General features: G+C 60.5%; 26 protein-coding genes and 2 pseudogenes. 15 read left to right on the plus strand and 13 right to left on the minus strand.

The genetic code is table 11. From position 1 onward, the window contains the following. The first annotated feature begins 1078 nt into the window (after nucleotides 1-1078). Nucleotides 1079-1750, plus strand: coding sequence for a hypothetical protein (locus ACEWPL_RS16495; RefSeq protein WP_393930654.1), 672 nt, complete (start codon nucleotides 1079-1081; stop codon nucleotides 1748-1750). Next, complete coding sequence (locus ACEWPL_RS16500; protein ID WP_393930652.1) at nucleotides 1747-2523, plus strand: Mu transposase C-terminal domain-containing protein; 777 nt, start codon at nucleotides 1747-1749, stop codon at nucleotides 2521-2523. The genes ACEWPL_RS16495 and ACEWPL_RS16500 overlap by 4 nt, the downstream gene beginning before the upstream one ends. A 429-nt stretch (nucleotides 2524-2952) precedes the next feature. Here the strand turns inward: ACEWPL_RS16500 and ACEWPL_RS16505 are convergent, their stop codons facing one another. Next, complete coding sequence (locus ACEWPL_RS16505) at nucleotides 2953-4233, minus strand: MFS transporter (protein ID WP_393930650.1); 1281 nt, start codon at nucleotides 4231-4233, stop codon at nucleotides 2953-2955. Nucleotides 4234-4435: 202 nt separating this feature from the next. After that, nucleotides 4436-5071, minus strand: coding sequence for a universal stress protein (locus tag ACEWPL_RS16510; RefSeq protein ID WP_393930664.1), 636 nt, complete (start codon nucleotides 5069-5071; stop codon nucleotides 4436-4438). Here ACEWPL_RS16510 and ACEWPL_RS16515 point away from each other — a divergent pair. Beyond that, nucleotides 4985-5335 (plus strand): hypothetical protein, encoded by a 351-nt coding sequence (locus tag ACEWPL_RS16515; protein ID WP_393930648.1) that lies wholly within the window; start codon nucleotides 4985-4987, stop codon nucleotides 5333-5335. The genes ACEWPL_RS16510 and ACEWPL_RS16515 overlap by 87 nt on opposite strands. Before the next feature lie 13 nt (nucleotides 5336-5348). Here ACEWPL_RS16515 and ACEWPL_RS16520 read toward each other — a convergent pair whose 3' ends face one another. Continuing rightward, complete coding sequence (locus ACEWPL_RS16520; RefSeq protein ID WP_393930646.1) at nucleotides 5349-5648, minus strand: DUF1127 domain-containing protein; 300 nt, start codon at nucleotides 5646-5648, stop codon at nucleotides 5349-5351. A gap of 862 nt (nucleotides 5649-6510) precedes the next feature. Between ACEWPL_RS16520 and rnk the strand changes: the two genes are divergently transcribed. From rnk to ACEWPL_RS16540, 4 genes are all read left to right on the plus strand, one after another. Next, on the plus strand, nucleotides 6511-6951 hold the full coding sequence (gene rnk, locus ACEWPL_RS16525) for a nucleoside diphosphate kinase regulator (RefSeq protein WP_393930644.1): 441 nt from the start codon (nucleotides 6511-6513) through the stop codon (nucleotides 6949-6951). Nucleotides 6952-7294: 343 nt separating this feature from the next. Continuing rightward, entirely contained in the window at nucleotides 7295-8188 is an 894-nt protein-coding gene (locus tag ACEWPL_RS16530) for a mechanosensitive ion channel family protein (RefSeq protein WP_393930642.1), read from the plus strand. Nucleotides 8189-8314: 126 nt separating this feature from the next. Next, nucleotides 8315-9574, plus strand: coding sequence for a D-amino acid dehydrogenase (locus ACEWPL_RS16535; RefSeq protein WP_393930640.1), 1260 nt, complete (start codon nucleotides 8315-8317; stop codon nucleotides 9572-9574). 166 nt (nucleotides 9575-9740) lie between these two features. Next, nucleotides 9741-10484 (plus strand): Stf0 family sulfotransferase, encoded by a 744-nt coding sequence (locus ACEWPL_RS16540; RefSeq protein ID WP_393930638.1) that lies wholly within the window; start codon nucleotides 9741-9743, stop codon nucleotides 10482-10484. Between the two features lie 181 nt (nucleotides 10485-10665). Here the strand turns inward: ACEWPL_RS16540 and ACEWPL_RS16545 are convergent, their stop codons facing one another. The 4 genes from ACEWPL_RS16545 to ACEWPL_RS16560 form a co-directional block, all read right to left on the minus strand. Beyond that, nucleotides 10666-11160 carry a Dps family protein gene (locus ACEWPL_RS16545; protein ID WP_393930636.1) on the minus strand — a complete coding sequence of 165 codons (495 nt, stop codon included), beginning with the start codon at nucleotides 11158-11160 and terminating at the stop codon, nucleotides 10666-10668. A 117-nt stretch (nucleotides 11161-11277) separates the two neighbouring features. Further along, nucleotides 11278-11595, minus strand: coding sequence for a DUF1127 domain-containing protein (locus tag ACEWPL_RS16550; RefSeq protein ID WP_393930634.1), 318 nt, complete (start codon nucleotides 11593-11595; stop codon nucleotides 11278-11280). A gap of 325 nt (nucleotides 11596-11920) precedes the next feature. After that, nucleotides 11921-12136, minus strand: coding sequence for a hypothetical protein (locus ACEWPL_RS16555; protein ID WP_393930632.1), 216 nt, complete (start codon nucleotides 12134-12136; stop codon nucleotides 11921-11923). Between the two features lie 106 nt (nucleotides 12137-12242). Beyond that, the gene (locus tag ACEWPL_RS16560) at nucleotides 12243-13142 is read right to left on the minus strand and encodes a LysR family transcriptional regulator (protein WP_393930630.1); all 900 of its coding nucleotides are present in this window, start codon (nucleotides 13140-13142) and stop codon (nucleotides 12243-12245) included. A gap of 115 nt (nucleotides 13143-13257) precedes the next feature. Between ACEWPL_RS16560 and ACEWPL_RS16565 the strand changes: the two genes are divergently transcribed. The 3 genes and pseudogenes from ACEWPL_RS16565 to ACEWPL_RS16575 all read left to right on the plus strand — a co-directional run bounded on the left by ACEWPL_RS16565 (nucleotide 13258) and on the right by ACEWPL_RS16575 (nucleotide 15651). After that, nucleotides 13258-14190 carry a VOC family protein gene (locus ACEWPL_RS16565; RefSeq protein ID WP_393930628.1) on the plus strand — a complete coding sequence of 311 codons (933 nt, stop codon included), beginning with the start codon at nucleotides 13258-13260 and terminating at the stop codon, nucleotides 14188-14190. Nucleotides 14191-14232: 42 nt separating this feature from the next. After that, nucleotides 14233-14823: pseudogene (gene wrbA, locus ACEWPL_RS16570) on the plus strand (NAD(P)H:quinone oxidoreductase type IV). Nucleotides 14824-14895: 72 nt separating this feature from the next. Further along, complete coding sequence (locus tag ACEWPL_RS16575) at nucleotides 14896-15651, plus strand: alpha/beta hydrolase (protein ID WP_393930626.1); 756 nt, start codon at nucleotides 14896-14898, stop codon at nucleotides 15649-15651. A gap of 129 nt (nucleotides 15652-15780) precedes the next feature. Here the strand turns inward: ACEWPL_RS16575 and ACEWPL_RS16580 are convergent. Then, nucleotides 15781-15947, minus strand: a pseudogene (locus ACEWPL_RS16580) (IS5/IS1182 family transposase); the annotation flags it as partial. A 324-nt stretch (nucleotides 15948-16271) separates the two neighbouring features. Here ACEWPL_RS16580 and ACEWPL_RS16585 point away from each other — a divergent pair. Next, nucleotides 16272-16487: a WGR domain-containing protein gene (locus tag ACEWPL_RS16585; protein WP_393930624.1), complete on the plus strand. Its 216-nt coding sequence runs from the start codon at nucleotides 16272-16274 to the stop codon at nucleotides 16485-16487. Between the two features lie 218 nt (nucleotides 16488-16705). On the opposite strand, the gene ACEWPL_RS16590 is transcribed toward ACEWPL_RS16585, so the two are convergent. From ACEWPL_RS16590 to ACEWPL_RS16610, 5 genes are all read right to left on the minus strand, one after another. Then, nucleotides 16706-17863, minus strand: a complete 1158-nt coding sequence (locus ACEWPL_RS16590; protein ID WP_393930622.1) for a magnesium transporter — start codon at nucleotides 17861-17863, stop codon at nucleotides 16706-16708. A gap of 6 nt (nucleotides 17864-17869) precedes the next feature. After that, on the minus strand, nucleotides 17870-18382 hold the full coding sequence (locus ACEWPL_RS16595; RefSeq protein ID WP_393930620.1) for a GNAT family N-acetyltransferase: 513 nt from the start codon (nucleotides 18380-18382) through the stop codon (nucleotides 17870-17872). Nucleotides 18383-18753: 371 nt separating this feature from the next. Continuing rightward, a complete protein-coding gene (locus tag ACEWPL_RS16600; protein ID WP_393930618.1) occupies nucleotides 18754-19590 on the minus strand; it encodes an IS91 family transposase in 837 nt (278 codons plus the stop codon). A gap of 58 nt (nucleotides 19591-19648) precedes the next feature. Continuing rightward, nucleotides 19649-20062, minus strand: coding sequence for a tyrosine-type recombinase/integrase (locus tag ACEWPL_RS16605; RefSeq protein WP_393930662.1), 414 nt, complete (start codon nucleotides 20060-20062; stop codon nucleotides 19649-19651). Next, nucleotides 20049-20474 (minus strand): phage integrase N-terminal SAM-like domain-containing protein, encoded by a 426-nt coding sequence (locus tag ACEWPL_RS16610; RefSeq protein ID WP_393930616.1) that lies wholly within the window; start codon nucleotides 20472-20474, stop codon nucleotides 20049-20051. Before ACEWPL_RS16610 ends, ACEWPL_RS16605 begins: the two co-directional genes overlap by 14 nt. A gap of 349 nt (nucleotides 20475-20823) precedes the next feature. Between ACEWPL_RS16610 and ACEWPL_RS16615 the strand changes: the two genes are divergently transcribed. The 4 genes from ACEWPL_RS16615 (at nucleotide 20824) to ACEWPL_RS16630 (ending at nucleotide 26229) form a co-directional block, all read left to right on the plus strand. Continuing rightward, nucleotides 20824-21009 (plus strand): potassium transporter TrkG, encoded by a 186-nt coding sequence (locus tag ACEWPL_RS16615; RefSeq protein ID WP_420744364.1) that lies wholly within the window; start codon nucleotides 20824-20826, stop codon nucleotides 21007-21009. A gap of 146 nt (nucleotides 21010-21155) precedes the next feature. Beyond that, nucleotides 21156-21623, plus strand: a complete 468-nt coding sequence (locus ACEWPL_RS16620) for a hypothetical protein (protein ID WP_393930614.1) — start codon at nucleotides 21156-21158, stop codon at nucleotides 21621-21623. Between the two features lie 332 nt (nucleotides 21624-21955). Continuing rightward, nucleotides 21956-23128 (plus strand): efflux RND transporter periplasmic adaptor subunit, encoded by a 1173-nt coding sequence (locus ACEWPL_RS16625; RefSeq protein ID WP_393930612.1) that lies wholly within the window; start codon nucleotides 21956-21958, stop codon nucleotides 23126-23128. Then, nucleotides 23125-26229: an efflux RND transporter permease subunit gene (locus ACEWPL_RS16630; protein WP_393930610.1), complete on the plus strand. Its 3105-nt coding sequence runs from the start codon at nucleotides 23125-23127 to the stop codon at nucleotides 26227-26229. The genes ACEWPL_RS16625 and ACEWPL_RS16630 overlap by 4 nt, the downstream gene beginning before the upstream one ends. Nucleotides 26230-26371: the final 142 nt, after the last annotated feature.

Raw genomic sequence — 26371 nt, forward strand, 5'->3', positions numbered from 1 at the left:
CGGAAATCGCCAACGCCGCTCGCGTTTTGGGGAATTTTCAAACGGCGGTTTTGGGGAGATTACGTCCGGCGGTTACAATGATCATCGAATGTCTTTGCGCCAGGCCACTCAATCAAGACTGACCGGCTTGCTTGCCTCCTTTCCGTAAGCAAAATGGAATTCCAAGAAGGCCGACACATGCTGTGCGCCCATCCTGTCAGATATATGGGAGTGATAGAGCGGCACCGGAAAAGTTTATTTGCTGTAAGTATGCCAGGCCCTCTGCCGGTTCTTCAATAAGGGAGGGTCAAGGCGATGAGGTCTCGCATGTGATTGCACGCCGGGCACTGTGACCTTCGCGTCGATGGCGTGAGTCATCGTGCCGTAGATTTTGACACAGGGTGTGCCAAAGCTGTTGGCAGAGCCTTTCCATGGTTCGAGCACTTCCGTGAAGCAATGTTGCGAATCGCTGGTTTGGCCTGTGGCAGTGTTTCAAACCTACACCCCGGATTTCGATCGTACTGATCCGTTGCAAAAATGGCGCGCGTCCAAGCGGGGTTTTGTGCCGAATTCGAGTGAAAGGTTGGTCCTGCAACATAAAAGTTTCAGGCACTCGGAAGAGGGAATGATCAAAAATAATAAAAAGTGATTTTTATCAGTAAGTTAGTTATTCCCTCAATTTCTCTGGGTTCATTCCGCAGCGGACGGAAAAGATCGCAGCAAATAATTTTTGGCCAAAATCAGTGGTTGTTCGATGGGGTCTGACGGGTAGTTTCTGGTTCTCAAGCGAGGGCTGAACGCCGGAAGTGACCCGGCAGGACGCAGAATTTACTTCGTGAAACAGCCATTGGGCCAACCTTATCATCGACTGCGTCGAATCCCGGCGGGCGATGGGAAGACCCTGGCCACCGAGGAGAAGAAGAACATGGTCGAAACCCTGTGGTAACGCAGCAGACACCCCGCAGGACGTAACACCTGCAACCGGAGCCGCCTGACGACACGCGGCTCTATCCACAAAACCAAAAATCAATATCGCAGCCCGCGGGCAGCGTCGGAGGTCTCTCCGACGGGCGGTATCCTTATGTGAAAAGGCCAGAAAATGCCGATTTTTTCGGAGGGCACCGTATTGCCTGCACCATCGCGGGCAGACCGCAAAATTCAAAACGTTTCCAAGTGGCACTGCACCACGCATACCGTCCGTGGGGACGGCCCGGGCATCCGCATGCAGGGCGAAGGCAAGCTGGAGATGGATCACCAGTCAATCCAGTATGCGCAGCCCGATGTCGCTGATATCGTCGAGCAGGTTCTGTTCAAGTTCGGCTGGCAGAATGAGAAGTATCATGTCTTTGACATGATGGTCACCAAGACGAGCGGCGAGAGGGTCGCATGCACCGTCAAGCCCACGTCAGGATTGGAGTCGCAAGACTTTCTCGGAAAGATGGAGGTCGTGGCCTGGTGGGTTCAGGAGAAGAAATTCGCCTCTTCGGTGCGTCTACTGACCGAGGCAGATATCGATCCAATCACTCTGCATAACGCCAACCTGAACACGGCTTTGCATGACAGCGATCCCGACGCGGAAGCCGCTGTACGCAAGGTCGCCAGTCGCCTCCGTGGGGCCATCAGTATCAAATCCCTCACGGATGAGGTCAGCCTGCAGGAGCGCGGATATCGCGCGATCCTGCGGTTGATCTCGAAGCGCGATCTTCAGCCCATGCGCCACGAGCGCATCACCCCCAAAACTCTCGTCCTATGGAAAGGCCAAAAATCATGAACGCTATTGTCAAAGCCAATAATTTCGCAAAATCCACCTCTACCAAATCCGGCTTCCGGATCGAGCAGACCGACCGCCTGAGTGGACTGCCGGATGTCGCCTCAAAACGTCTTGCCTTCGGCAAGCGCGATGAGCGCAAAGTCTCGCAGGAAGGGATTGAGGTAATGGGGATTCGATACCAAAGCCCCGAGCTCGGAATTTACTTTATGGGCATGAACCCGAAGAAGGTCGACGTCCGCTGGGATCCTGATAACCTTGGCGCCATCAGCGTTTATCTGGAAGGTGCATGGCACATCGTGCCGTCTGTGCATGACTGTTTCAACGGCATGCATTTCCATGACTGGATGAAGGTCCGCCGGGCACTTCGCGCAAAGTCAGCGTCGCGCAAGGTGTGGAACCAGGAGATCGTATTCAACGCAATCGACCAGATTGAAGACCTGGTCAAAGACCGTTCCCTGGCATTCAGGATCATCGACACGACAATCAGCGACGAACAGTTCAAGAAGATCGAAGGGGAGTTTTTCTCGTCCTTCCGAATGGATGATACGCCCCGCCTGAAGGCCGATGGCAACGATTTGGGCCGCGTTATCACACCGCGGGCTCCGGATCCTGATATCGCTCCGACGGGAGCCAAGGCATCTGCCGAGGCACCCCTGGTCAAGCCATCCTATGATGGGCCGCAACCCGAGGCGGCCGCGGGAACAGCCCCTGCACCGAGTAAACCTCGCGGCGCCGCTGCGAAATTTGGTTTGCCGCCCAAGCGCGAGAGCTGATAGCGGTCGGTTATTCTCGCAGGCCCAGCTATTCCACATAGCGCAGGCCCTCACTGTCAAAGGCAGTGGGGGCCTTTTTCACACGCCCATCGCGGAAAACTCTGTTTGGCTGTGGTCAGTTTTGAGGATTTCGGTAGGTCATCTGCTGGCCGAAGCCATTGATCGAAGCTAGTTTCGGGCGTCTCCAATTACGACCCCGTGGGGCGTAAATGCCTAATTCCTGCTCGCCGCCAACGCCGACACTCAGCCCTTTGTGGCAGACCGTCTGCCGTGTTCTATTGGCTGAGAAAAAGCGAAACCCAACCCAATCAGCAGGTGCAAAGAGTAGCTTAACGTACGCCAGATATTGTCCAACCGTTGGGGAGCAGCTCAGATGCCACCGGCGTGCTGATCTGTTTCAGCATCGCCACGATGGTCTTGAGACGGTAATCACCGCGGCGGCTTTGCCGCGCCAACCTCGCTTGTGTCCGGGTCCGTGCGCGGGTCCATGCGCATCGCAACCGGCGATATATCGGGAAGCGGCACGAATTTCTCGCGGCCCTCGACGGGCAACTCGGGTCCTTTCCTGACCTCCACCAGCACAAAGACGGCGTAAGCAACCGCGACGGCGGACTCGAACAGGAAAAACGATTTCGGTCCGTAAAGCGACATCAACGCCGATGCCAGAAGCGGGCCAATCGTGGCGCCGGTCGAATAAACCATCAGCAATCTGCCCGAGGCGGCGACGTAATAACGGCGCTCAAGCCGGTCGAAGGTCTGGGCAACGCAGAGCGGATAGACGCTGCTGATCGCGCCGCCGAAGGCCAGCGCCATCACCATCAGCGCGCCCACCGGCACGCCTGCGCTAATGGAATTGGACAAAAGCGCCCAGGACGATCCAACGGCGATCAGCATCAGCGCCATGATGATGCGGCGGTCATAGCGGTCCGCAAGCATTCCGACAGGCACCTGCGCGGCCAGCCCGCCGATCACGACCGTGCTCATGAACATCGCGGCCTCGGTCACGTCCAACCCGATCTGACGCGCAAAGATGACACCCAACGCATAGAAGGACCCAATCAGCGTCCCCGCAACACCTGCGCCGACAACGCCCACGGGCGATGCGGCAAAAAGCTGTCTGACGCCCAGAATGCGCAAGTCGGACAGGTTCGGCTCGCCCAAGCGCGTCATGGCCACGGGGATGAGCGAGAGGCCAATCAACGTGGCCGCGATCATCAGAAGGTCGTCCCCGCCCACGGGTGCGACGTTCACCAGGCTCTGTCCCAGCGCAATCGCCAGATAGAAGGCCAGCATGTAATAGCCAAGAATACGCCCGCGCGTTTCGTTGCTGCTGCGCTCGTTAAGCCAGCTTTCGATCGTCGTGGTCATCCCTGCGATGCAAAACCCGTTGACGATGCGCAAGATCACCCATGCGGATGGATGAAAGAAGAACGCATATGCAAGACATGCTGCCGCCGTGAGTGCGGCAAAGACTGCAAAGGCACGGATATGCCCGATCCGCAGGATCACGCGCTTAGCCCTAAATCCCCCAAGCGCAAGGCCCAGGTAATAGGCGGCCATGATGATGCCTATCAGGGCCACAGAGAATTCGGCCACTTCCATCCGCAATGGCAATACCACGCCCAGCAGGCTGTTTCCGGCCATGAATGCCACCGTGCCGCCGAAAAGGGACTTTACGGGGTTTAACAGCGCACGAAGGTTTTGAGCCATTTCAGCGATCCGAGCCGGGTTTCTGGGTGCAGCGCGTCAGATGGATGTGACAACCACCCCTAAACCATATCGGGGTGTGCCGGAACATGTCAGTCACGCTGTACCGCGGGTGGCGACCATCGCCTGTGAGGTCACGCCAGCACGTGTTGACCCCCGACGCCGGACGGGCCGGTCTCGGATATATCCGGATCCGCGTGCTGGTTCAGGAGCAAGGATCTGCGGGCCGACAAACCAGCACATCGCAGGGAGCATCGCGCAGGAGGCGCCGGGTCACACTGCCGATGAATGCCCGGCGGATCAGGCTGTTGCGACCGGGCCCGGCGAAGATGAGATCTGCATTAGCCAATCGTGCCGCGCGCCCGAGGGCACCAACGGGTGGGCCTCGCAGGACTTGCGTTTCCACATCCGGGGCGAAGGCCGCCGCGATATCGTCGAGCCGCTGCTGTGCATCGCGGGCCAAGGCTTGGCGATAGGATGCGAGCTTGGACCGATCCGTGCCGCTCCTGAGCATTGCACCTTCCAAAGGCGGGGCGATTTGAACCGCTTCGGCGAGGGTGAGCGAGGCGGACGGCAGCAGACTGCGCGCGCAGCGGAGCGATCGTTCGACGTCGTCGATACCATTCGTCGCCACGATAATCTTGCCGTATGCGTCCTGAGCCTGGCGTTTGACAACCAGCACCGGATGGCAGCCTGCCGCGATGAGCCGGTCGGTTGTCGATCCCAATAGCTTGTCTGTGATGCTGGCTTTCTGATGTGCGCGCATGACGACAAGGTCCGGCTGAAGCGCGTCGCAGATTTCGATCAGACCCAAGGAGGGCGATCCGGCCTCGACGCGAATTTCAACGTGGCCCGGATCTGCCTGGAGGCGGCCGAGCGCCGCGCCGATCTCGTCGCGCGCGGCAAGGGCGGCCTAGCCCATCTGGCTGTCGGCGTGGGCGATGTCACCCGCACTCGACGGCAGGTCGATGAAGTGGATAGCGGTCAGCCGCGTCCCAGATGCCGCGCGCAGCTCAAGCGCGCGGGCCAGAACGGCGTCATCCTGTGGAAAATCACCGAGAGGTGCGAGAATGTGTTTGTTTGTCATGAGGATATGAGTGCCTAAGTAAAATGCGCGCTTACGCCGCTTTGCGACATGTCTCTTGGTCGGGGTCAGCGAATGTGCCGCTTTCATCCAACGGGGTCATTGCCAACTCGCGATCGTCGAAGGCTTCCACCATGCGCGCGATATTCTCCCGATCCAGGCCAATCTCCCGCAGGGTTCGGTCATCCAGCGCACCCAGCGCGGCGATCATCTTGCGCCGCTTCCAATTGCGGGCTGCGGATCGAAGTGCGCGCCGGAGAGATTCTTGGGGCCGTACTGCTTTTTGTGCCGTGGCGAAATGCGGGCGCGAGTTGGATGCGAAATGGATGGACATGCTTTCCTCCTGTCCTGAGTGACGACGAGCCGGGTCGATCGACGCTGTCACAGCCACGCCTGCGCGCGCCTGCATTGCAGCGGATCATCTGTTCTGAGCGACTTGGATGGATCAGTCGAACCCCCGAGATCCGGGCAGGCACAAGGGCCAGCCCGCTCGGGGTTACCAGCGGTTCAGCAGGTTTCCCGCGCCGGGCAGGAGCCTCCTATGAACTTTGAGCGTCATCATGGTTCAATAGTGATAGTCCGCCCTCGACCTTTCAAGCTATGGCAGGCGCCGGAATACATGTTCGGCGCAAAGGCGCCGATGGCCGCTTCCTTTGTAAGAATGCGCAGCCTGAACCATCACTGTCGATTGACGTCGCGCTCCCGCGTGCCTACATCTAACACATGTTGGTCCATGCAAATCATTTTCGATTTCTACTGCTGACCCGCCCGTTTCCCCGGGCGGCATAGACGCGGTCGCGTCTTTACTATCCTCCCGGGGCTTCTCGACATTCCGAAACGACGAGATGGCGCAAAGCGGCCGGAGGATACTCTGCATGACCGACACTAATATTCCATTATACCCAGCGCCCGGGCACGCGGCGAGCTAGCCACCGTGCGGCCCACGGCAGTCCAGTCGGCGTGACGCCTTTGGCGCCAGCGCGGTGCGGGTGCGCGATCCAGCTTCGAGGTCGCATAGATCGACAGGCGGATATCGCATTGCCGCTCCTTGCACGCCGTTACGCGCGGCCGTGATTGCGAAAAGCGCACCGCACAAGGCTTGGTACCCCGTTCGATCGCCATGTCTTCCACTCGACCCGCCTGATCTTTCAACCCTTCTCAGTCAGAACCCGCGACATCATGAAAGGCATGCCAAAATGTTCTCTCCCCAAACGAATATCGCCGCCAAAAGCCGCGCGCGCCAGCCGCGCATTGTCCTGAACGCGGAAGATCTGCCCCGTATCGAGGCGCTCGCCGAAGGGGCGATAGTGCGTAATCCCGCGCTGGCCGATCGGATGTTCGACGAGATCAATCGAGCGCAGATCGTGCCCGCTTCGGAAATGCCCGGCGACGTGATCGGGATCGGTAGCACCGCGACATACCGGGACGAAACCACCGGCCAAGAGAAAGCTTTCACGTTGGTCTACCCAGAGGATGCCAACATAGCGCTCGACCGTGTCTCGGTCCTCACGCCAATCGGAGTCGCCCTGCTGGGCCTCGCCGAAGGCGCGGCCTTCCATTGGGACACACGGGCGAACCAGCGCCGGACCCTCACCGTGATCCGGGTCGAACAGCCTGCCGGTTCCGGCGAAAGCTAAGCTGGCGGCCAAGAGCCTGCCAAGAGAACGCGGCGTGTTTGCATTACAGACCTCGGGGATGTCGAAGCGGCGCGCCACCCCCGAGGCGTGCATTATTCGGAGACAGCAAGATGATCTACGGCACTGATCGCGCGATCTGTGAGAATTGCGATGAGATCCTGCCGCGCGCGGCGGCTGGTCGCTGCCCGATCTGTCGGACGGCGGTGGACCGGGCGGAGGAGCCCGCTACGAACTGCCGTTATTGTGATGGCGTCATTGCGCGCGGGGGTCCGCAGGACTGCGAGTTCTGTCAGCCCGCGGCGCTGGACCATCTTGGCTAGAATGACGGTGAAAGGATCAAGTCATGAGCGCGAAGCAACATCTTTATCGACTTTTCTGGCCCACGCTCCTGACGGCGCTCTGTCTGGGATTGATCTTCTTCCCGGCATCCATCGCCGGTTTGCCGGCGGATGGCGAGGCCTTGTCGCGCGGCCTGACGGCAGCGGTCTATTTCGCGTCTGCCTGGCTCTTCAGCCGGGTCACGGCGCTTGCGCTTGACCGGGCACCGGGACGACGGCGGCCCTATCCGCGTTTGCTGACCGATATGATCACGGCGCTGCTCTTTATCGTTGCGCTGGTGGCTACGATCTCGCTTTTCATGGGGCAGGGCGCGTTTGGCGCGCTTGCAGGCTCGGGCCTCGTGTTGGCGCTTTTGGGGTTTGCCATTCGCAACGTTGTGGCTGACATCCTGTCAGGAATCGCGCTGGGCGTCGAAGGCCCGTTTCGCATCGGGGACTGGGTCGATATCGACGCACTGGCGCGCGGCAAGGTGATCGAGATCGGCTGGCGCACCACGCGGCTCTTGACCCGGGATGGCACCTATACCATCCTGCCCAACAGCCAGATCGCCCGGCAAAGCATAACCAACTACTCCGCGCCCCGGCCGGAATATCGCGCGCAGATCAGCATCACGCTCGATCACGGCATGCCCATCGCCAAGGCGCGGCAGGTCATGGTGGACGCGCTCAAATCGGCCCAGATCATCCAGCAGGAACCCGCACCCGACGTGCGCGTGACCTCCTACGAGGAAGGCGGGATCACTTACGCGCTTCGCTACTGGCTCTCGCGCTTCGACCGCGACATCGACTGCCGCGACGAGGTGTTCTCGCTTGTCGACGACGCATTGCGCCGGGCGGGAAGCATCGCACCCTATCGCCGGATCGAGGTCGTCCCGGCGATGGTTGCGAAAAACGGGTGAGCCACTCTGACAACAAAGCCGGTCGCGCGGCGTCGAGTCGGCGCCAAGTCCACATGAAAACCGCCGCATTTGAAACAACCGATATGCGGGCGCATACTTGCAAGAATGAAATGAAAGGCGTCTGAAATGAAAGTTGTTGTCATGGGGGCCGGCGTTGTCGGCGTCACCACCGCCTATTATCTGGCCGAACAGGGCGCGGAGGTCGTGGTCATCGACCGCCAGACCGGGCCGGGCCTCGAGACGAGCTATGCGAATGCAGGCCAGCTGAGCTACGGAATGTCCTCGCCCTGGGCCGCGCCGGGCATTCCGATGAAGGCGGTCAAGTGGATGTTCATGAAGCGCCGCCCGCTCTTCATCTGGCCGCTCATCAGCCCGACCATGTGGAAATGGTGCTTGCAGATGGTGGGTAATTGCAACGAAGAGAGCTACCGGCGCAACAAGGGGCGCATGGTTCGCGTGTCCAGCTATTCGCGCGATGTCATGCCGGACCTGATCGCCGAGACCGGGATCGAATATGCTGGGCGCGCGCAAGGCACGCTTCAGTTGTTCCGCACGGAAAAGCAGGTCAAGGCATCGAAGGCTGATCAGGAGGTTCTAGCCGAATATGGCTCGCCGTACGAGGTGCTGGACCGGGAGGCCTGCATCGCGGTCGAGCCGGCGCTGGCCGAGGTCCGCGATAAGTTCGTGGGCGGTCTGCGCCTGACGGCCGACCGCACCGGCGACTGTCGAATGTTCACCATCGCACTGACGGAGAAATGCGCCGAGATGGGCGTCGAGTTTCACTATGGCCAGACGATCAAGGCGATCGCCGTTGAAAATGGCCGCATCGCCGGTATCGACACCGAGATCGCGGGACGCATCACCGGTGACGCCTATGTCTGCGCGATGGGCAGCTATGCGGTGAGCGTGTTGAACCCGATTGGCATCAGGCTGCCGGTTTATCCGGTCAAGGGATATTCCGTGACGCTGCCTGTGACGAACGATGCGTTCGCTCCGCAATCCACGATCATGGACGAGACGCACAAGGTGGCGATCACCCGGCTCGGCGACCTTATCCGGGTGGCGGGGCAGGCGGAGATCGCCGGATATTCCAACCGGCTCGGACCCCATGCCACCGACACCGTCAAGCATGTCATCGGCGACCTTTTCCCCAAGGGCGGAGATATTAGCCGCGCCGAAGGCTGGACCGGCCTTCGGCCCATGACGCCCGATGGAACGCCTGTTTTGGGTCCGACGCAGTATGACAACCTCTTTCTCAATACCGGGCACGGCACGCTGGGATGGACGATGGCCTGCGGGTCGGGCCGCGCGGTGGCCGATGTCGTGTTGGGAAAAACGCCGGACATCTCCTTCGAGGGCCTGACGGCGGCCCGCTATTCGACGTGAAAGCGCAAATGGTTTGCGTCCGCCTCGATCGCTTGAAGGGTGGAGACGAGCCTGTTCAACTAATTGAAGCGCAATGATCTCAATGCCGTATCGGTCGTGACTGGTAGATTAAACCGAAGACTGGGAATGTGATCGCGTCATGAGTAGCACGTCCTCTGGGTCGTACATGATCTGCACTGCTCCACGTAGTGGAAGCACACTGCTGTGCCGGTTGCTTTCCGGGACAGGCATCGCGGGAAACCCGGACTCACATTTTCATTCCCCATCACTCGATGATTGGCTGGATGATTACGGATTGAAGTTGGCCAACTACGCGACGAAGAATGACTGCCTTCGCGCTGTTTTTGAAAGCGCGTTGCACCGGGGCAAAGGCGACACAGACATTTTTGGCTTGCGGATGCAAATTGGCAGCTTCGGCAAATTCACTCAGCAGCTGAGGCTTCTTTTGCCGGGACGCATGAGTGACGCGGACCGAATTGAAGATGCATTTGGCCCGACTTTATGCATTCATCTTTCACGGTCCGACGGGTTGGGTCAGGCAATCTCCCGTGTGCGTGCAGAACAGAAAGGCCAGTGGCACCGCAATGCCGACGGTAGCGACTTGGAACGCCTCGCCCCTCCACAGGAAGCGCGATACGATGCCAACGCCATCGAACGCCATATGACCGCGCTCGCTGCCATGGACGCAGCTTGGGAGGGATGGTCCAAGCGAGAAGCGATAAATCCGCTACGCATTACTTACGACGCCTTGTCTAAAGATCCTCAAAAGGTCCTGGCGCAGGTGCTATCAGCGCTCAAGCTTGATCCGAGCAACGCCCAATCCGTCGAAACGCCGACGGCAAAGCTTGCTGATGCATTGAACCACGCATGGCGCGAACGGTTCGAAAGCCAGAAAACAAGTCAGCTTTGATGGGAAAAGCGCACGGCATGGCGAAGCTGCCAGACCGTCCATCCCCCGCAGACATCTGCGGGGGAGTGAATTTTTGGGGATGGCTACATCCTCGGGTAATTGGACCTGGAGCTTCGAGAATCTGGCAAAAAGCCAGCCGGAGCCGAGGCCACTTCAGCGGCAGGAAATGCGCCCGAGATGTTTACGCGGCCAAGGCACGCAGCATCCACGCGGATTTCTCGTGGAAATCGGCGCGTGTGGTCGCAAGGTCTGCGGTCACGGGATCGCTTGCAGTTTCCGCAATATCGACAAGCGCACGCATCTGCGCCGACAACTGTTCATGGTCCAGAGCAAGATCCTCGAGCATGGCCTGCGCCGACAGATCTGCATCCGCATCCTGCCCTTTCGGACCGGCGGCCAGGTCTGCGGGTTGGATCAGCGCGGGTTTTCCAAGCGCCCGAAGACGCTCGGCGAGCACATCGACGGCCGCGAACATGTCGGTGTAGTGCTCCTCGGTCAGATCGTGGACCGAGACGAAGAGAGGGCCCGTGACGTTCCAATGATAGATTTGGGACTTCAGAAGAAGGCGGTAAGTCGCCGCCACGGTGCCCGACAGCGCTTCCACCAAGGTTGCGACATTCGACATGTCGGTGCTGGTGTCACAAGCCGTGGGGGTGTGCTTTGCTGCGGTGGTCATGGATGTTTCCTGTTCAAAAAGGTGGAAATAGGACGAAGTTTCTGCATCCGGCGTCAGCCTGCCCTGCATTGCGCAGAGCAGGGGCTTGTTCGGCACGATAGTCGGTTTCCGCGCCGGTCAGGCGGAGGCGATGCCTTGCCCGGCCATACTTGCGCCTTGCGGCGCCCGGTGGTCTGGCCTCGCCATTGCAACGGCCTTCTTGCCGTTGGCGCTGCGGCCCTGCGGGTGCCTGACGGCGCGGCGGATCTCGCTACGGCGGATACCGATATCCCAAAGCATCCGGTCATCCAGCGCCTCCAGTGCGGCAATTGCGCGGCGCTGGCGCCACAGACGGCTCAAATGACGCATGACGGGGCCGAAAACACTCTGATTTTCGCCGGCTTTGTGCTCGTAAGCCGCGCGCTGAACCATTTCGCGTGTGATGTAGACTGACATTCCATACTCCAATTCAAAGACTGATACTGCCGAGACGTCAGACACCCTTCGGTTGCGGTGAGCGCAATAGCTTACTCACCCCGGGCCGGGTTCAAACGTCGCTTCATATGTGAGGTGAGATCGAAAATCCCCGAGGCGTGGAAAAGCCAGCGGCCTTCCCGCCCGGGGCTACAGGCGGTTCAGTAGCTGTCCTGCGCGCTGCGCGGACCTCTTATGGAGGCTGTACATCGTCATTCTCTTTAGATGGCCATGGGGCAGGGCGCTTTCAAGCGATCCCGCCAGACCTTTGCGCGCTGTGACCTTTATGGCACCACGCGCCGCAGCATCATACCAAAGGGTCTTCCTGCAACTGGACGAGGGCCATCTTGATCTGCCTCAGCAGCTCGGCACGATCGACGCCTTCCATGCCTTCGTCCGTGGCGCGCATGTAGTCTTTCTTGTCGTCGCGCCACTGCTCCAGCATCCTGATCTTGCGGTCACGGCTGAGGCTGTCGTCGCGCAGCAGATCTGCGGGTGTCTCGTATTTGCCGAAATATGCCATGTCGGGTCTCCTCTCGATCGACCTGCCGCCAGTCTGCGCGCGCGCCCGGCTATTGTCCAACGCGGCAATGCCCGGCGGGTTTCGCGCGAGGCCCAATATCCGGCCATCATAATGCGCAGGTCTCTTTCACATGCTGCTCGAAAAAGTCCGAGAATGCGGCGACGCGCAGGGGCAGCTGGTTGTAGGGCGGATAGTAGAGCGTCAGCCAGATCTCGGAGATCTCCCACTCGGGCAGCACCTGCACCAGCCGCCCCGCCTCCAGATCGCGCGCGACGATGAAGCGCGGCAAAAGGGCGAGCCCCTCGCCGTTCAGCGCCAGCTGGGCCAGCAGATCGCCATTATTGGCGCTCAGCGTACCCGTGACCTTGTGCTTGACCTCCACCGCGTTTCTCGACAGCTCCCAAACCTCTTCGCGCACGTCTGACTGGTAGCTGAGGCAGGAAATCTCCGTCAGCTCTTCGGGGCTTTTGGGCTGGCCGTTGGCCCCGATGTAATCGGCCGAGGCGACCAGAACGCGCGGCACCTTGCAGATCTTGCGCCAGATGGTCGAGCTGTCGCTGGGCGGCCCCGAGACGCGGATGGCCAGATCGAAATCCTCCTCGACGATATCGACGAAACTGTCCGACAGATGCACGGCGACATGCGTTTGCGGGTGCAGCGTGGCAAATTGCGACAGGACGGCGGGCAACACTTCGATGCCCAGCGACAGCGGGGCGCTGATTCGGATGCTGCCCGCGGTCATGCCCTCCGCCTCGCGAGTCTCGGTCACCGCCTGCGCCAGCCCCTCGGCCAGCGGCGCCACGCGCGCAGCGTAAAGCGCGCCGGCGGATGTCAGCGACACCTGCCGCGTCGTGCGGACCAGAAGTTGCAGATCCAGTTTGTCCTCCAGCGCCGCGACGGTCCGCGTGACGGAGGCGGGCGTCATGCCCAGACGGCGGGCCGCCCCGGCAAAGCTCTCCAGCTCGGCCACGGTGAGGAAGACGCGGATGGATTCAAGCTCTCCCATGCGGTCATCATTACACGGGGTGCAATGGTGAATGCAAGATTATGCCCGTTCTTAGTAATTCTCGTAGGCCCTATCTTCAGGCTCAAGCAAGATCACACAAGCCAAGGAGCCAGCCATGCTCACCCAGATCAAAGGATTGCACCACGTCACATCGATGGCGGCGGATGCGCAGGAGAACAACGCGTTTTTTACCAAGCTGCTCGGCATGCGCCGGGTAAAGAAGACCGTCAATTTTGACGCGCCCGATGTCTATCACCTCTATTACGGCGACGAGAGCGGCACGCCCGGCTCGGTCATGACGTATTTCCCGTTTCCCCATATCGCACCGGGCCGGCGTGGCACCGGCGAGGTGTCGGAGACTGCCTTCGCCGTGCCCGTGGGCACGCTGGACTACTGGCGCGAGCGTCTGTCGGCGGGCGGTGTAGAGGGCATTGAATCGCATCAGCAATTCGGCGAGGCGCGCCTGCGCTTTCACGGGCCGGACGGCGACGGCTTTGCGCTGGTCGAGGTGCCGGGCGACACCCGCGCGCCGTTTGACGGCGGCCCGGTGCCCGCAGACAAGGGTATCCGCGGCTTTCGCGGCGGGACCATGCGGCTGCGCGATGCGCATGCCACGGCGCAGCTTCTGACCTTCATGGGCTACCGCGAGATGGCCCGCGAGGGCGCGCTGATCCGCATGGGGATCGAGGGCGGCAACGGCGCCGATGTCATCGACCTCGAGGCACTGCCCGATGAGGGCCGCGCCCGCGAAGGCGCGGGATCGGTCCATCACGTTGCCTTTGCGGTCGAGAACCGCGAGGCGCAGGCCGAGGTGCGCCGTGCGCTCACCGAGGCTGGCACGCATGTCACGCCGGTCATCGACCGCGATTATTTCTGGGCAATCTATTTCCGCACCCCCGGCGGGGTGCTGTTCGAGATCGCTACGAACGAGCCCGGTTTCGACCGGGACGAAGACCCCGCCAATCTGGGCGAGGTCCTGAAATTGCCGAAGCAGCACGCGCATCTGCGCAGCCGCCTTGAGCAAACATTGCCGACCCTGGCGGATTGAGCTTTCCAGACCTGTCAAACACTCACCAAAAGGAGACTGAAAATGTGCGTCAAACTCGCAATCCTCTACTATTCCACCTACGGCACCAACCACCAGATGGCCGAAATCGCCGCCGAGCCCGCCGGCGCGGCGGGCGCCGAGGTCCGCGTACTGAAGGCGCCCGAGACCGCGCCTCAATCGGTGGTCAACGGCCAGGATGCCTGGAAGGCGCAGGCCGAGAAAACCGCCGACATCGCCGAGGCCACTGTGGACGATATGGAATAGGCCAATGCCTATCTCATCTCGGCGCCGACCCGCTTTGGCGTGATGGCCAGCCAGATGCGCGCCTTCATCGACACGCTGGGCGGTATCTGGTCGAAGGGCGGGCTGGCTAACAAGCCGGTCACGGCCGTGACCTCGGCCCAGAACGTGCATGGCGGGCAGGAGACGACGCTGCAATCGCTTTATACCACCGTGATGCATTGGGGCGGTTTTGTCGTGGCGCCGGGCTATGCCGATGAGAACCTCTTCAAGACCGGCGGCAACTCCTATGACTACAGCCATACCGCGGGCGAGGATTTTTCGGACGATGCCCGCGCCGCCATCGCGCACCAGACCCGCCGCCTTGTCGAGGTGGCAGGCAAACTGGCGTAAGCGCGACCCGGCCCTGCCTGCGACACGTTCGGGCGGGGCCGCCTTTATCACCGTAACCAAGCTGCGCGCCGCATGGCGCCGGCCCCCTTTGGCCTCATCATGGAGGATGACATGTCTTACGTCTCGACCAATCAAACCGGGCGCAGCGGCGGCACCGGGCCGCATGCGGGCCAGCGGATCGCCGTGGCCGGCGCGCCGCTTGAGACCGCCCGGCTGGCCGTCATCATGATGCATGGACGGGGCGGCGCGCCCGAGGACATGATCGCCCTCGGGGATCATCTGGCCCCGCCCGATATCGCGGTTCTCGCGCCCGCGGCGGCGGGTCGGTCGTGGTGGCCGGACTCGTTCCTGGCGCCGCTTGATGCGAATGAGCCGGGTCTGGGCAGTGGCCTTGGCGTAATCGGCGCGCTTTTGGATGATCTGAGCGCGCAGGGGTTCGGGCCGGATCGCATCGCGCTTGTCGGCTTCAGCCAGGGCGCGTGCCTCGCGCTCGAGGCAACCGCGCGGCTGGCCCGCCCGTTCCGCGCGGTTGCTGCCCTGTCGGGCGGTCTGCTGGGCACGGGCGAGGCGGCTGGCCCGCCGCAGGACGCCCTATATGGCCGCCCGGAAAAGGCGTTCGAATATGAGGGGCGGTTGGACGGCGTGCCCATCCTGATCAGCTGCCACGAAGAGGATCCGCACATCCCCCTTGCACGCGTGCGCCGGAGCGCGGCAGTTTTGCAGGCGATGGGCGCGGCGCCCCAGACGATCGTCATTCCGGGCGCCGGTCACGGTATCATCGCCGATGAGGCGGCGTGGCTGCGCAAGGCGCTGGCGCCGAAATCATAGGAGGTAAACATGAAGGGCGAGATCGAGATTAAGCGGGCCGCCATCTTCGCGCTTGCGGCTCTTTTTCTTTTGCGCGACTTTGTTGAACAAACTGGCCGATGGACGAGGTTCCCCTTCTTCTGGACATAGTTATCCCACGGCCGCCGTGATGGGTATGCAGAGCGCGGTGTAGCCGTTCATGACGGCAATGCTAACCTGGACTTCCGCGACCTGACGGTTGAAGTCTCGCGCCATGAGCCGCTGCCCAGCAGTTTCATACAGAGCATCTTCGTCTCGACGCGACTTCGGCGGTAGTGAGTCACGCCACCCGCAAGTGGTTAGTGGCTGGGCGTGAACGTACCGGTGTCCCTGAGCGCCTCACTACAAGCATCTTTCACCACCAGTCCGGTGATCAGGCCATGACCTCTCGTATGTCGTCTACTCGCCTGGCATCGGTGACGAGCAAAAGCGGGTATCGTAGAGCAGATCAGGGTGCCGGGCTGCGGATCTTCCACTGAGTAGGCTCTCTCCACACTCACGTTCCATCGCGGTCGTTGATCCGTGGCAGGAACCAGGTCAGCAACCCCGCCAGCGGCAGGAACGAGCAGATTCGATATCGCGGCAAGGATGTGGGGTTCAAGGTGGACCTGACGCGGATCGATCCTCCGAGCAACGCGCGCCGGTTCTACCGGATGGAAATTGTACCCGGTCTGTTCGGTGACTGGTCCCTGGTTCGTGAATGGGGTCGGATCGGCCAGTCCGGGCAGGTCCGGGTCGACTGGTTCGACACGGAAGTCGAGGCGAAGGACGTACGCTTCGCGCTACAGATGCAGAAGGCGAAGCGCGGTTACGAGTAGGGGGCCAGTGCAGAAAAAGACAGAATCCACACACGTTGTGACCAAGTGTTTTTGTCCAACAGCAGACGTTCGGGTACAGCGCGGCGAAATCTTGCTCCGAGCCCAAAATGACCGATGCGGCAAATCGTACCAATGACTGCAGCGACGACAACTCCGAGCTCAAACTTGCCACATTATATAGTAGTTAGAGCCGGCTCGCGCTTGCCATCCCGTCGAGCTCAAAGGACCAGAGCAGTCACCAGTACGAAGTACAGGGCTAGGCTGGCGGCATCCTGTATGATCGTACAGATTGGCCCTGAGCCAAGCGCGGGATCAAACCCCAGCCGCATGAAAGCCCATGGAAGAGTGAAGCCCGTGAGGGCAGAAACCGCCCCGCCACCCAGGACAGATAGCCCGACAGCAATCGCCAGAGGCAGTTGGCCGAAGAACGCCAGAACCGCGGCCGCCGCCAAAAGACCCAGAACGGCTCCGATGCCGAGGCCGATGACCAATTCACCTCGCAAGAGTGGACCAATGGCGATTTCTTGCATGGAAAGGCTGCGGACCGAAACCGACACGGCCTGAGTGCCGATTGCGCCCGCGATGTAGACCAGCGCGGGGACAAAGAACGCAGCCACGACGTTTTGCGAAAGCGTATGCTCAAATCCGATCATAACCAGAGTGATAAGCGACGAGGCAAAGAGGCCAAAGATCAGCCAAGGCATCCGACGCGCAAACCGATTCATGATCGAGGCGTCAAGCGCCGCCTCTGCGCCGTATTCATGGGTGGTAATGCCTGCGAGGCGCTGCAGGTCCTCCATGTGTTCTTCGCGTAGGATACGAAAGAGCGCCTCCGGCGGGACAGCGCCGATTAGTTGGCCGAGATCGTCGACTACGGGAACCGCAATCATGTTGAGCTGTATCGCGAGTTGAGCGATGTCTTCCTGATCGTCGCCGGGACGCACGGCCTCGTGCCGCTCCTTCATGATGTCGCCAATCCGCTTGGCCCCGGCTCCAAACAGGTCGTTGATCCGAACAATGCCCATCAGTTTGTCCGCGCCATCTGTGACAAAGACCGTATCAGCGCAATCGTAGAGATGCCCCCGAAGGGCCTCGATCACCCGATCCACGGGCGTGTCGAATTTTGCGCGAGGAATGTTAGTCACCATGTGAGCCGCGGCGGCTTCGCGATGGTAGGCGGCGTGTATTTCGACAGAAGCTGTCATTTGCGTTCCCTGGTTTGCTTGGCCAAAAGCACCAGCCAACCATCGCTGAGATCGACACTGGGGAAAACCATGAATGCCTTCGCTTCCGAGCGGCGAATGGCGGTAAGTCCACGAGCGGTCGTTCAAACGATGCGCAGCGATCGACGGCTTTGAGCCCAGTTCCTCAGTCACAGAGAGTTATGCATGACCCTTGAATGTGAGAGCATTTGTTTCGAGTTCGTGCGGTGCGAATCTGAAAATCGTCATCTCGTCTACACTGTAGGCCCCAAGGCTCCTGTAAAATTCAATCGTTGGAGTGTTCCAGTCCAGAACCCCCCATTCCATCATCTGACAGTTTCGCTGCAAGGCGAGAGAGCAAAGATACCCCATAATGATCTTTCCAAAGCCTTGGTGACGAACTTCCGAATCCACAAGAAACCCATCAATGTAGAGTCCGGAACGCCCGGTGAATGCAGACGACTTCTGGCAAAAGTAGGCAAAGCCTACAATATCTCCTTTGTAATATCCAAACAGCGCCTCACCCAATTTTTCATCCAGAAGCCGCCTGATCTGCGGCTCGGTGGCAGTGATCTTGTCGGCCATCTTTTGATAGGCACCAAGCTTTTTCATGTAATGGACGACGACTTCCGAGTCATCCGGAGAAGCATGTTGAAGCATAAAATCTGGATTGGTAGTTATAATTTTCTGCACAGTTTTCTCCCGCAAAATGTCTGTTTTCGAACGCAACTATTTGGTTTTGTTTTGCAAGTCAGTCAATGTCTGTTTTGTCTAACGTTTGTGGCTGCTGGATGCTCGCCATCCAGCGGCGATAAACCTGACAAGGAGGAAAGCGCGGGCGGAAGTCGGTGCTATGGGGATTGTGGTTCAGGGCTTTGGCGGTCGATGCGCTGAACTGAGGGACCCGTGGTGCTGAGCAGCCCCGGCCAATCGATTTTTGCAGCCCGATGTCGCGGCTCGGTGTCTCGTTTCGTCGTCTTGGGCTCGTTGCGACGCAGGTTCTGGTGGAATGGCCGCAGTGATGGGTCCGACGCCTCGGGATCGTAGGGCGAGTGACGGATAAATCATGCGGCATCCTCCCATGGTGGGGCGCGGGATCTCGGGGTCTGGCCGCGGGTGAAGGTCTCGATGACGATCATCGCGCCACCGCATTTGGGGCATGTCTGGCTCGGGTCGCGCTCAGCAGCATCGGCGTGCCCATCTTCGCCGGTCGTGTGATCCGGCTCTGGCTTCATATCGATCAGACGCCGGATCTTCTCGATCCTGTCACGTCGGATTCCGTTGGCCAGAAAGCCTGCATGCCGGATCCGATGGAAGCCGGAGGGGAGGACGTGGACGAGGAAGCGGCGAATGAACTCGGCCACGGGCAGGCGCATGACCTTCATTCGATCCCCGCGCTTGATGCGATAATCTTTCCATCGGAAGGCAACGGTGTCGGCGTCCGCACTGACGAGGCGGTGGTTCGAGATCGCCACCCGGTGGGTGTATCGGCTCAGATAGGCCAGGACCGCCTCCGGTCCGCCGAAGGGCGGCTTGGCATAGACGACCCAGTCGGTCTTGCGCCGGGGCGCGAGACGGGCCGCGAAGATGTCGGGGTTGGCCAGTTCCGACAGATTGCCGAAGAAGGCCAGCTTCCCGGCTTTGTGCAATCTGGCCAGCCCTTCAAGGAACAGACGCCGGAACAGCCTCGACAGGACCTTCACGGGCAGGAAGAACCCCGGGCGGCAGCCGATCCACCGGGTGCCGTCGGCCACGTGACCGCCGAGCGCAGCGGTCCGACAGCTCTCGATCGCGGACATCACCCTCAGCTGCGGCAGGTTCAGATGCCCTGCCTGTTCACGGCGATAGGCAGGGCCATGAGCGCGGAAGATATCCGCGACCTCCAGTCTGGGACGAGACACGTAAGCCGCGCTTAACCGGGACCAGCCTCCCGTCGCACCAGCAGATCGAGCGGGCTCGTCACACTCTGATCGTCTTGGTGGCCACCTTGGTGTAGATCGTTGTGGTCTCAAGCTTGGCATGGCCCAGCAGAACCTGGATGACGCGGATGTCGGTCCCGCCCTCCAGAAGATGGGTGGCAAAGCTGTGCCGCAGGGTGTGCGGTGACGCCTTCTTCTTGATCTCGGCGAAGTCACAGGCCGCCCCGAAGGCCCGGTTGAACTGCCGGGTCGAGACCGGGTCGACCCGGTTGCGAGCGGGAAAGAGCCAGCCCGTGGGACGGGCCTCGCGATAATAGTCGCGCAAGAGTTCAAGCAGGCTTGGCGACAGCATGACGTGCCGGTCCTTGCGGCCCTTGCCTTGGTCGACGCGGATCAGCATCCTGTCGCTATCGATATCGGGCACACGCAGATGGGTTACCTCACTCGCCCGCAGCCCGCCGCCATAGGCGACGCTGAACGCGGCCCGGTACTTGAGGCCCGGGGCCCGGGGCGACGTCGAGAATGCGCGTGACTTCCTCGGCGCTGAGCACGACCGGGATCTTCTTCGCCAGACGCTGATAGCGCATATGCCGCTTCATCTCGGGTCGGGCGGAAGTCACCGAAAAGAAGAAGCCGAGGACACTCAGCCGGTTGTTGAACGTCGCCGAGCCGGTGCCCTTCTCGGACATATCCAGTTGAAACGCCCGCAGGTCCTCTGGCGTCGCCGTGTCGGGCGAGCGGCCCAGGAACCGCGTGAAGTCGCGCATCGCCCGCAGGTACATGGTCTGCGTCTTCGGCTGCAGACCGTTGATGCGCATATCTTCGAGAAACCGCCGGCGCAGAGCGGGGACATGGTGATCGGCCATGGAAGCCTTGTCTATTGGATTGAGAAGGTCCCAATCGTCCGACAGGCAGGCCCATCCACCAAATCGCACCGCCCGATCAGAGCGCCCCGCCCGCCGCAAGCGCCCCTACCGCGAGAGCGGTTTCGTCCTTGCCCCGCATAGCGGACAGTGACCAGCTCTTCGGTGAAGGTCCGCTGCGGGTGCGTTTGGCGGTCAAAACTCAACCGGTTCTGTCAGAGGGAAAAATCAAGGTTTGATGGTGTGATCCTTTCGTTGGAATGGGAGAAAGCATTATGGACAAGGTCGTCACGGGAGCATCGCGACCACGCACGCCGTCAGAGCTGCAATCGGCAGTATCTTCCTGACGGCACTGACAGCGGCCTGGACGGCAATTGCCAATGTCGGCCCAGCTTGGGGCGGACCGGTCGGCCCCACGGGCGCCATGGACGCGTTTCCGACCGCTGCAAAGTGGCTGATGATTGCGGGTATGATCATCGGTCGGTTGGAAGTGCTATCGGCCTTTGTGCTCTTCGTACCGGCGTTTTGGCGTGACTAGAGCGAGCCGACTAAGCAAGCGGTCGTCTCTGCGCAAAGTTTCACGGTTCATTTCGGGCGAATATCAAAGATGCACAAATCCGCCAACGCCTCCACGAGGACGTGAATCCGCGTTGACCCTATACGGCGGTAGTATAGCTTCCGAGCATGAACATTTCATCATCCCGAGTTGACGCCTTTGGCGTTGCTGCTGCTCCGCGAATTGTCGTGAGTGGATTGTCTCTTCGCCGCATGCCTCAGAACGTAGGGGATATGCTGTTCAGCCTGATGCTGGCGCTCTTTGCGGCTGCGAGTGTATATGCCGATGAGGTCCCACACGACTGGCTCCCTGAAGTCATCATCTTGCCGACCGACGCCAAGGTGCAAATGGAGCGCGCGATCGGATCAAGCGTGCGATTGTTTTCTTTCAGCACCGCGGCCGATGTGGATGCGTTGCTTGCAGACTGGTCCGATGCACTCGAAGGCAGCGGTTATGATATCCTGCCGCAAGAGACCGAACTGGATGAAAGTGTGATCGAGTTTTCCGGCCACACCATCCAGAATGCAAAGATCTCAGCGGGGACAGCCAACGCCAGTGGTCAAAAGGTTGTCACCTTCGATGCGACGCTCGAATAGAGGCGATGTGTTTCTTCCCGCATCTCGATTTTTCTTTTTCGCAATTTCATTGGCCTTCCGCAGACGTGGCACTGCGTCATTTAAGGGGCCAATACCATAGCAGGCAATGAGGTAAGCCTTCAACTCCTCAGCGGCGAATATCGCCTGAGCAACCAAGAAGTCGCTCGCTTCGGAACCCACGCAGTTAAGGTGACAACACCGTATAAACGTGTGTTCAAGGGTCGCACCTTCGAACACAGAGACCTGATCCCACATCCATGACAATTGCTTTTCCGATTGCTGCGCTAAATGCTACGCTTCGGTTCTCAATCCAACAGACGAAGGCCCATTAAATGAAAACGCTGCGGCAAGCCGTCCTCACGTTCGCAGCGCTTGCGGCAGGGCTTTACGTCTGGATTGCGTATGTGCCTGCGGCGCAACCGCTCTTGAACCGGATCGGACTGCTGGAGTTACTCGGCATCGAAACATTGCAGGCGCCAGAAGCAGGCCCGCAGAGCGCGTCGAGCCCCGAAGGCGCGGTGCGGGTGGTCACGGAGCAGGTGGAGGAGCGCGCCCTAGCGGATGACATCACCGCCATAGGCAATGGCCGCGCACGTAGGTCGGTCAGTGTGCGGGCGAACGCCGAAGGCACCATAACCAACCTCTTGCTGGAAGCCGGTCAACATGTGGAAAGTGGCAGCGTCATCGCGCGCCTCCAGGATCAAGCCGAGCAGATCGCACTGGAGAGAGCGCAGATCGAGTTGCAGAACAGTCTTGCCGACGCCGAACGGATCAGGCAACTGGCCACAACCGGCGCCGTGACAGAGGTGCGTCTGCTTGAAACCGAGCTGGCGCTGCGCAGCGCGGAACTGGCGGTGCGGCAAGCAGAATTCGATCTGTCCGAGCGTCAAATCAAAGCGCCTATCTCCGGCTGGGTGGGGATCTTGGATGTCGAGATAGGCGATCGTGTCAGTGAGCAGGATATCCTGGTCACGATAACAGATCGATCAGACATCCTGATCGACTTCCGCGTGCCAGAGAGGGTCGTCGGGAAGATCGAGATCGGTCAGCCCATTGACGTGATCCCTCTTGGATCGCCCAATCGGGTTCTGATCGGGGAAGTCGCGGCGATCGATGCGGTCGTGGACCGAGCAAGCCGGACGTTGCTGGTCCAAGGCCGGGTTTCGAACGAGCAGGATCTGCTGCGGGACGGAATGGCTTTCTCGGTGAACCTGTCTTTTGCCGGTGACACGCTGTTGTCGGTCGCGCCTCTCGCGCTGCGATGGTCCAGTGCCGGCCCTTACGTCTGGGCGGTTCACGACGGCAAGGCGACTGAGGTGCCGGTGGCTATCGTGCAGCGCAACACCGATGCCGTCCTCGTCACATCGGATGATCTAAGGACAGGTGAAACGATCGTGACCGAAGGCGTCCAGACCCTGCGCGAAGGCGCAGAAGTAATCCCGCTTGCGCAAGCGGAAGAGGCCGCTTCTGCCGGGCTGTCCACGAAGCAGGCGGCTCAGCTTTGAGTGCGCCGTCGAAATCGGACGCGCCCGGCACGGCGCTGTTCGTTCGCCGGCCCATTCTGGCCTTTGTCTTGAACGCGCTTATCATTCTCGCCGGTGTGGCGGGGCTAGTGGGTGCTGAAATTCGCGAGTTGCCGAATGTGGATCGGCCCGTGGTCACGATCACGACTCCCTTTCCGGGTGCGTCACCGGAATCCGTCGACCAGGAACTGACCGGGCGGATCGAGGGCGCGGTCGGGCGCGTGTCCGGGGTGCGCAGCATTTCCTCCAATTCGCGGTTTGGGCGCAGCCGCGTCACCGTCGAATTCAATGACAGCGTCGATGTCGATGTGGCTGCGACGGATGTGCGCGATGCGGTGGCGAGGATTGTCAATGACCTCCCCGAAGAGTCCGACCGACCCGAAATCGTCAAGGCCGATGCGAATGCGCAACCCGTCATGCGGATTGCCGTCATATCGGGCGGACGTTCGCCACAGGAGCTTACTGCGATCGTCCAGGACCGCATTGAGGATCGGCTGGTCTCGGTCGAAGGTGTTGCTGATCTTCAGATCTACGGTGACCGCGAGCCGATCTTTCGGGTCGATATCAATCAACTTGAGTTGGCCAGCAGAGGCCTGACATTGGCCGACATGGAGCGGACCTTGTCCGACGTCGCGCTTGATACACCAGCCGGCGATTTAGCCGGTGACCGTCAGTCCATAAATGTGCGCACGACAGCGAATGTGGCAACCGCCGATGCTTTTGCCGCGCTCGAGCTCAAGAAGGACGTCACGATCGGCGATGTCGCAAAGGTGACGCTGGGCCCCGCCCCCGGAGAGACCATCCTGCGCGCCAATGGCGAGCAAGGCGTGGGCATCGGTATCATTCGTCAGTCGACGTCCAACACGCTGGAAATCTCCGCCAGTGTGCATGAGGTTGTTGCCGAGCTGAACCGGACCCTGCCCGAAGATGTAGATGTCATCGTCACCTCCGATGACGCGATTTTCATCTCGGGGGCGATCGCCGAAGTGCTGAAAACGCTTGGCTTTGCCATCGCCATCGTCGTGGCGGTCATCTTCCTGTTCCTGCGCGACGTGCGTGCCACGCTCATCCCCGCGCTGACGTTGCCTGTGGCCTTGATCGGCACCCTGGCTGCGATCTACCTGGTCGGGTTCTCTGTCAACATTCTCACGCTTCTGGCTCTGGTCCTGGCCACTGGCATGGTGGTGGATGATGCCATTGTTGTGCTGGAGAACATCGTTCGGCAACGCGCCGCGGGGATGGGACCACGGGCCGCAGCCGTTCATGGAACATCTCAGGTTTTCTTCGCCGTCGTTACAACGACGGCCACTCTCGCCGCCGTGTTCGTGCCACTGTCATTTCTGCCCGGGCAGGCAGGCGGGCTCTTCCGGGAGTTCGGGTTCACGCTTGCCATGGCGGTTCTGCTGTCCTCCATCGTCGCACTCAGCCTTTGCCCGGTTTTGGCCAGTCGCCTACTGACCAAGCCGCAAAAGGAGGACCAGAGCGGCCCGATGATCTGGCTGGGCAACCAGCTGATGCGGTTTTATGAGGCAACTTTGCGCGGAGCGTTGGCAATGCCGGCGGTGATCGTGCTGGTCGCTGTTTTTGTGGCGGTGACAGCCGCCATGATGGCTGGCAGTATCCGGCAGGAGCTCACACCATCCGAGGACCGCGCCGTCGTGCTGCTCAGCATTACGGCGCCGCAGGGGGTGTCTTTGGACTACACCCAGTCCAAGATGAACGAGATCGAGGATGCGGTGGCGCCGCTGATCGACGAGGGCGAAATTTCCTATACCTTTGCCTTCAGCGGTTATAGCGCCGACAACCGCGGGTTCATGGTCTTCACGCTCGCACAGTGGGATGACCGAACCCGCGGCCAGCAAGACATCGTGAGCGATATTAACGAGAAGCTGTCCGGTGTCATTGGTGTGCGTGCCTTTGTTATCCAGCCCAACTCCCTTGGCATCCGGGGCGCTGGCCGGGGCCTTGCCTTTGCTATTACCGGCACCAGTTACGATCAGCTGGCGGACGTGTCTGAAAGCATGGTTGACCGGATGCGCCAAATTCCCGGCATGGGAAAGGTGCAACTGGAGTATGAGCGCACACAGCCGCAGCTTTTTGTGCAGATCGACAGGGCTTTGGCCGCGGATCTGGACATCGACATCACCGGCCTTGGTCGGGCTTTGCAGGCCATGCTGGACGGGCGCACGGTAAGCTCGGTCTTCATCGAGGACAAAAGCTATGACGTGCAGATGCTGTCCACGTCCAATCCGATCAACGATCCGGGCGATCTTGAAAATATCTTTGTCCAGACCGGCAGTGGCCTGATGGTCCCGATGGCCAGCTTTGTCACGCTCGAGGAGCGCGCGATCGCCCCCGAACTTGACCGCGAGGGACAGAACCGGTCGGTCGAGTTGACTGCGGGTCTCACGCCCGAGCTGTCCCTGGGCGATGCGATGAGCCAGGTCAGGGCGATCGGGGACGAGGTTCTGGCAGATGAAAACCGTATCGTGCCGCTGGCCGAAGCCGCGACCCTTGACCAAACCACGTCTGGTCTTTTCATCACGTTCGGCTTCGCGATCCTAGTGGTGTTCTTGGTGCTGAGTGCCCAGTTTGAGAGCTTCGTCTCCGCCGTCGTGGTGATGGCCACCGTGCCGCTCGGCCTGGCCTGCGCGGTATTCGCGTTGCTGCTGACTGGCCAGAGCCTGAATGTCTACAGCCAGATCGGTCTGGTCATGCTCATCGGGATCATGGCCAAGAACGGGATTCTGATTGTCGAGTTTGCCAACCAGTTACGCGACAAGGGCCAAACCGTCCATGATGCCATACTTGATGCATCCACGATCCGTCTTCGCCCGGTGATGATGACGATGACTTCAACGGTTTTGGGCGGCGTGCCACTGGTCATGTCCGCGGGAGCAGGTGCCGAGGCTCGCGAAGCCCTGGGCTGGGTGATCGTCGGCGGGCTGGGGCTGGCTACTCTTTCCACACTTTACCTGACGCCGGTCGCCTATCTGCTTCTGGCGCGCTTTTCAGCGCCCAAGGCGCAGGAAGAAGCGCGCCTGCAAAACGAGTTGGACGCAGCTCGGGCTCAGAGTGGATAGCGTTTCAGGACAGCTGCGGCACAGTATTTTTGTCCAAATGACGGCGCGTTGTTTGCACTGGATAGCCATTGGCAGCTGGCGCGCCCCTTTTCCGGGCATCGTCAAGTTGTTGACCACGCTATCGTCTGTCCAGAGGCCGTGT

It is taken from the genome of Roseovarius roseus (assembly GCF_043355935.2).
Classification (GTDB): Bacteria; Pseudomonadota; Alphaproteobacteria; order Rhodobacterales; family Rhodobacteraceae; genus Roseovarius; species Roseovarius roseus.

What these genes read in the sequence shown, in the direction of transcription:
- ACEWPL_RS16540 (WP_393930638.1), top strand. Translation starts at nt 9,741, where the DNA reads ATGATCTGCACTGCTCCACGTAGTGGAAGCACACTGCTGTGCCGGTTG.
- ACEWPL_RS16560 (WP_393930630.1), bottom strand. Translation starts at nt 13,142, where the DNA reads ATGGGAGAGCTTGAATCCATCCGCGTCTTCCTCACCGTGGCCGAGCTG.
- ACEWPL_RS16625 (WP_393930612.1), top strand. Translation starts at nt 21,956, where the DNA reads ATGAAAACGCTGCGGCAAGCCGTCCTCACGTTCGCAGCGCTTGCGGCA.
- ACEWPL_RS16575 (WP_393930626.1), top strand. Translation starts at nt 14,896, where the DNA reads ATGGCGCCGGCCCCCTTTGGCCTCATCATGGAGGATGACATGTCTTAC.
- ACEWPL_RS16515 (WP_393930648.1), top strand. Translation starts at nt 4,985, where the DNA reads ATGTGCGCGCATGACGACAAGGTCCGGCTGAAGCGCGTCGCAGATTTC.
- ACEWPL_RS16495 (WP_393930654.1), top strand. Translation starts at nt 1,079, where the DNA reads ATGCCGATTTTTTCGGAGGGCACCGTATTGCCTGCACCATCGCGGGCA.
- ACEWPL_RS16610 (WP_393930616.1), bottom strand. Translation starts at nt 20,474, where the DNA reads ATGGCCGATCACCATGTCCCCGCTCTGCGCCGGCGGTTTCTCGAAGAT.
- ACEWPL_RS16535 (WP_393930640.1), top strand. Translation starts at nt 8,315, where the DNA reads ATGAAAGTTGTTGTCATGGGGGCCGGCGTTGTCGGCGTCACCACCGCC.
- rnk (WP_393930644.1), top strand. Translation starts at nt 6,511, where the DNA reads ATGTTCTCTCCCCAAACGAATATCGCCGCCAAAAGCCGCGCGCGCCAG.
- ACEWPL_RS16520 (WP_393930646.1), bottom strand. Translation starts at nt 5,648, where the DNA reads ATGTCCATCCATTTCGCATCCAACTCGCGCCCGCATTTCGCCACGGCA.
- ACEWPL_RS16500 (WP_393930652.1), top strand. Translation starts at nt 1,747, where the DNA reads ATGAACGCTATTGTCAAAGCCAATAATTTCGCAAAATCCACCTCTACC.
- ACEWPL_RS16505 (WP_393930650.1), bottom strand. Translation starts at nt 4,233, where the DNA reads ATGGCTCAAAACCTTCGTGCGCTGTTAAACCCCGTAAAGTCCCTTTTC.
- ACEWPL_RS16545 (WP_393930636.1), bottom strand. Translation starts at nt 11,160, where the DNA reads ATGACCACCGCAGCAAAGCACACCCCCACGGCTTGTGACACCAGCACC.
- ACEWPL_RS16530 (WP_393930642.1), top strand. Translation starts at nt 7,295, where the DNA reads ATGAGCGCGAAGCAACATCTTTATCGACTTTTCTGGCCCACGCTCCTG.
- ACEWPL_RS16555 (WP_393930632.1), bottom strand. Translation starts at nt 12,136, where the DNA reads ATGGCATATTTCGGCAAATACGAGACACCCGCAGATCTGCTGCGCGAC.
- ACEWPL_RS16550 (WP_393930634.1), bottom strand. Translation starts at nt 11,595, where the DNA reads ATGTCAGTCTACATCACACGCGAAATGGTTCAGCGCGCGGCTTACGAG.
- ACEWPL_RS16620 (WP_393930614.1), top strand. Translation starts at nt 21,156, where the DNA reads ATGAACATTTCATCATCCCGAGTTGACGCCTTTGGCGTTGCTGCTGCT.
- ACEWPL_RS16565 (WP_393930628.1), top strand. Translation starts at nt 13,258, where the DNA reads ATGCTCACCCAGATCAAAGGATTGCACCACGTCACATCGATGGCGGCG.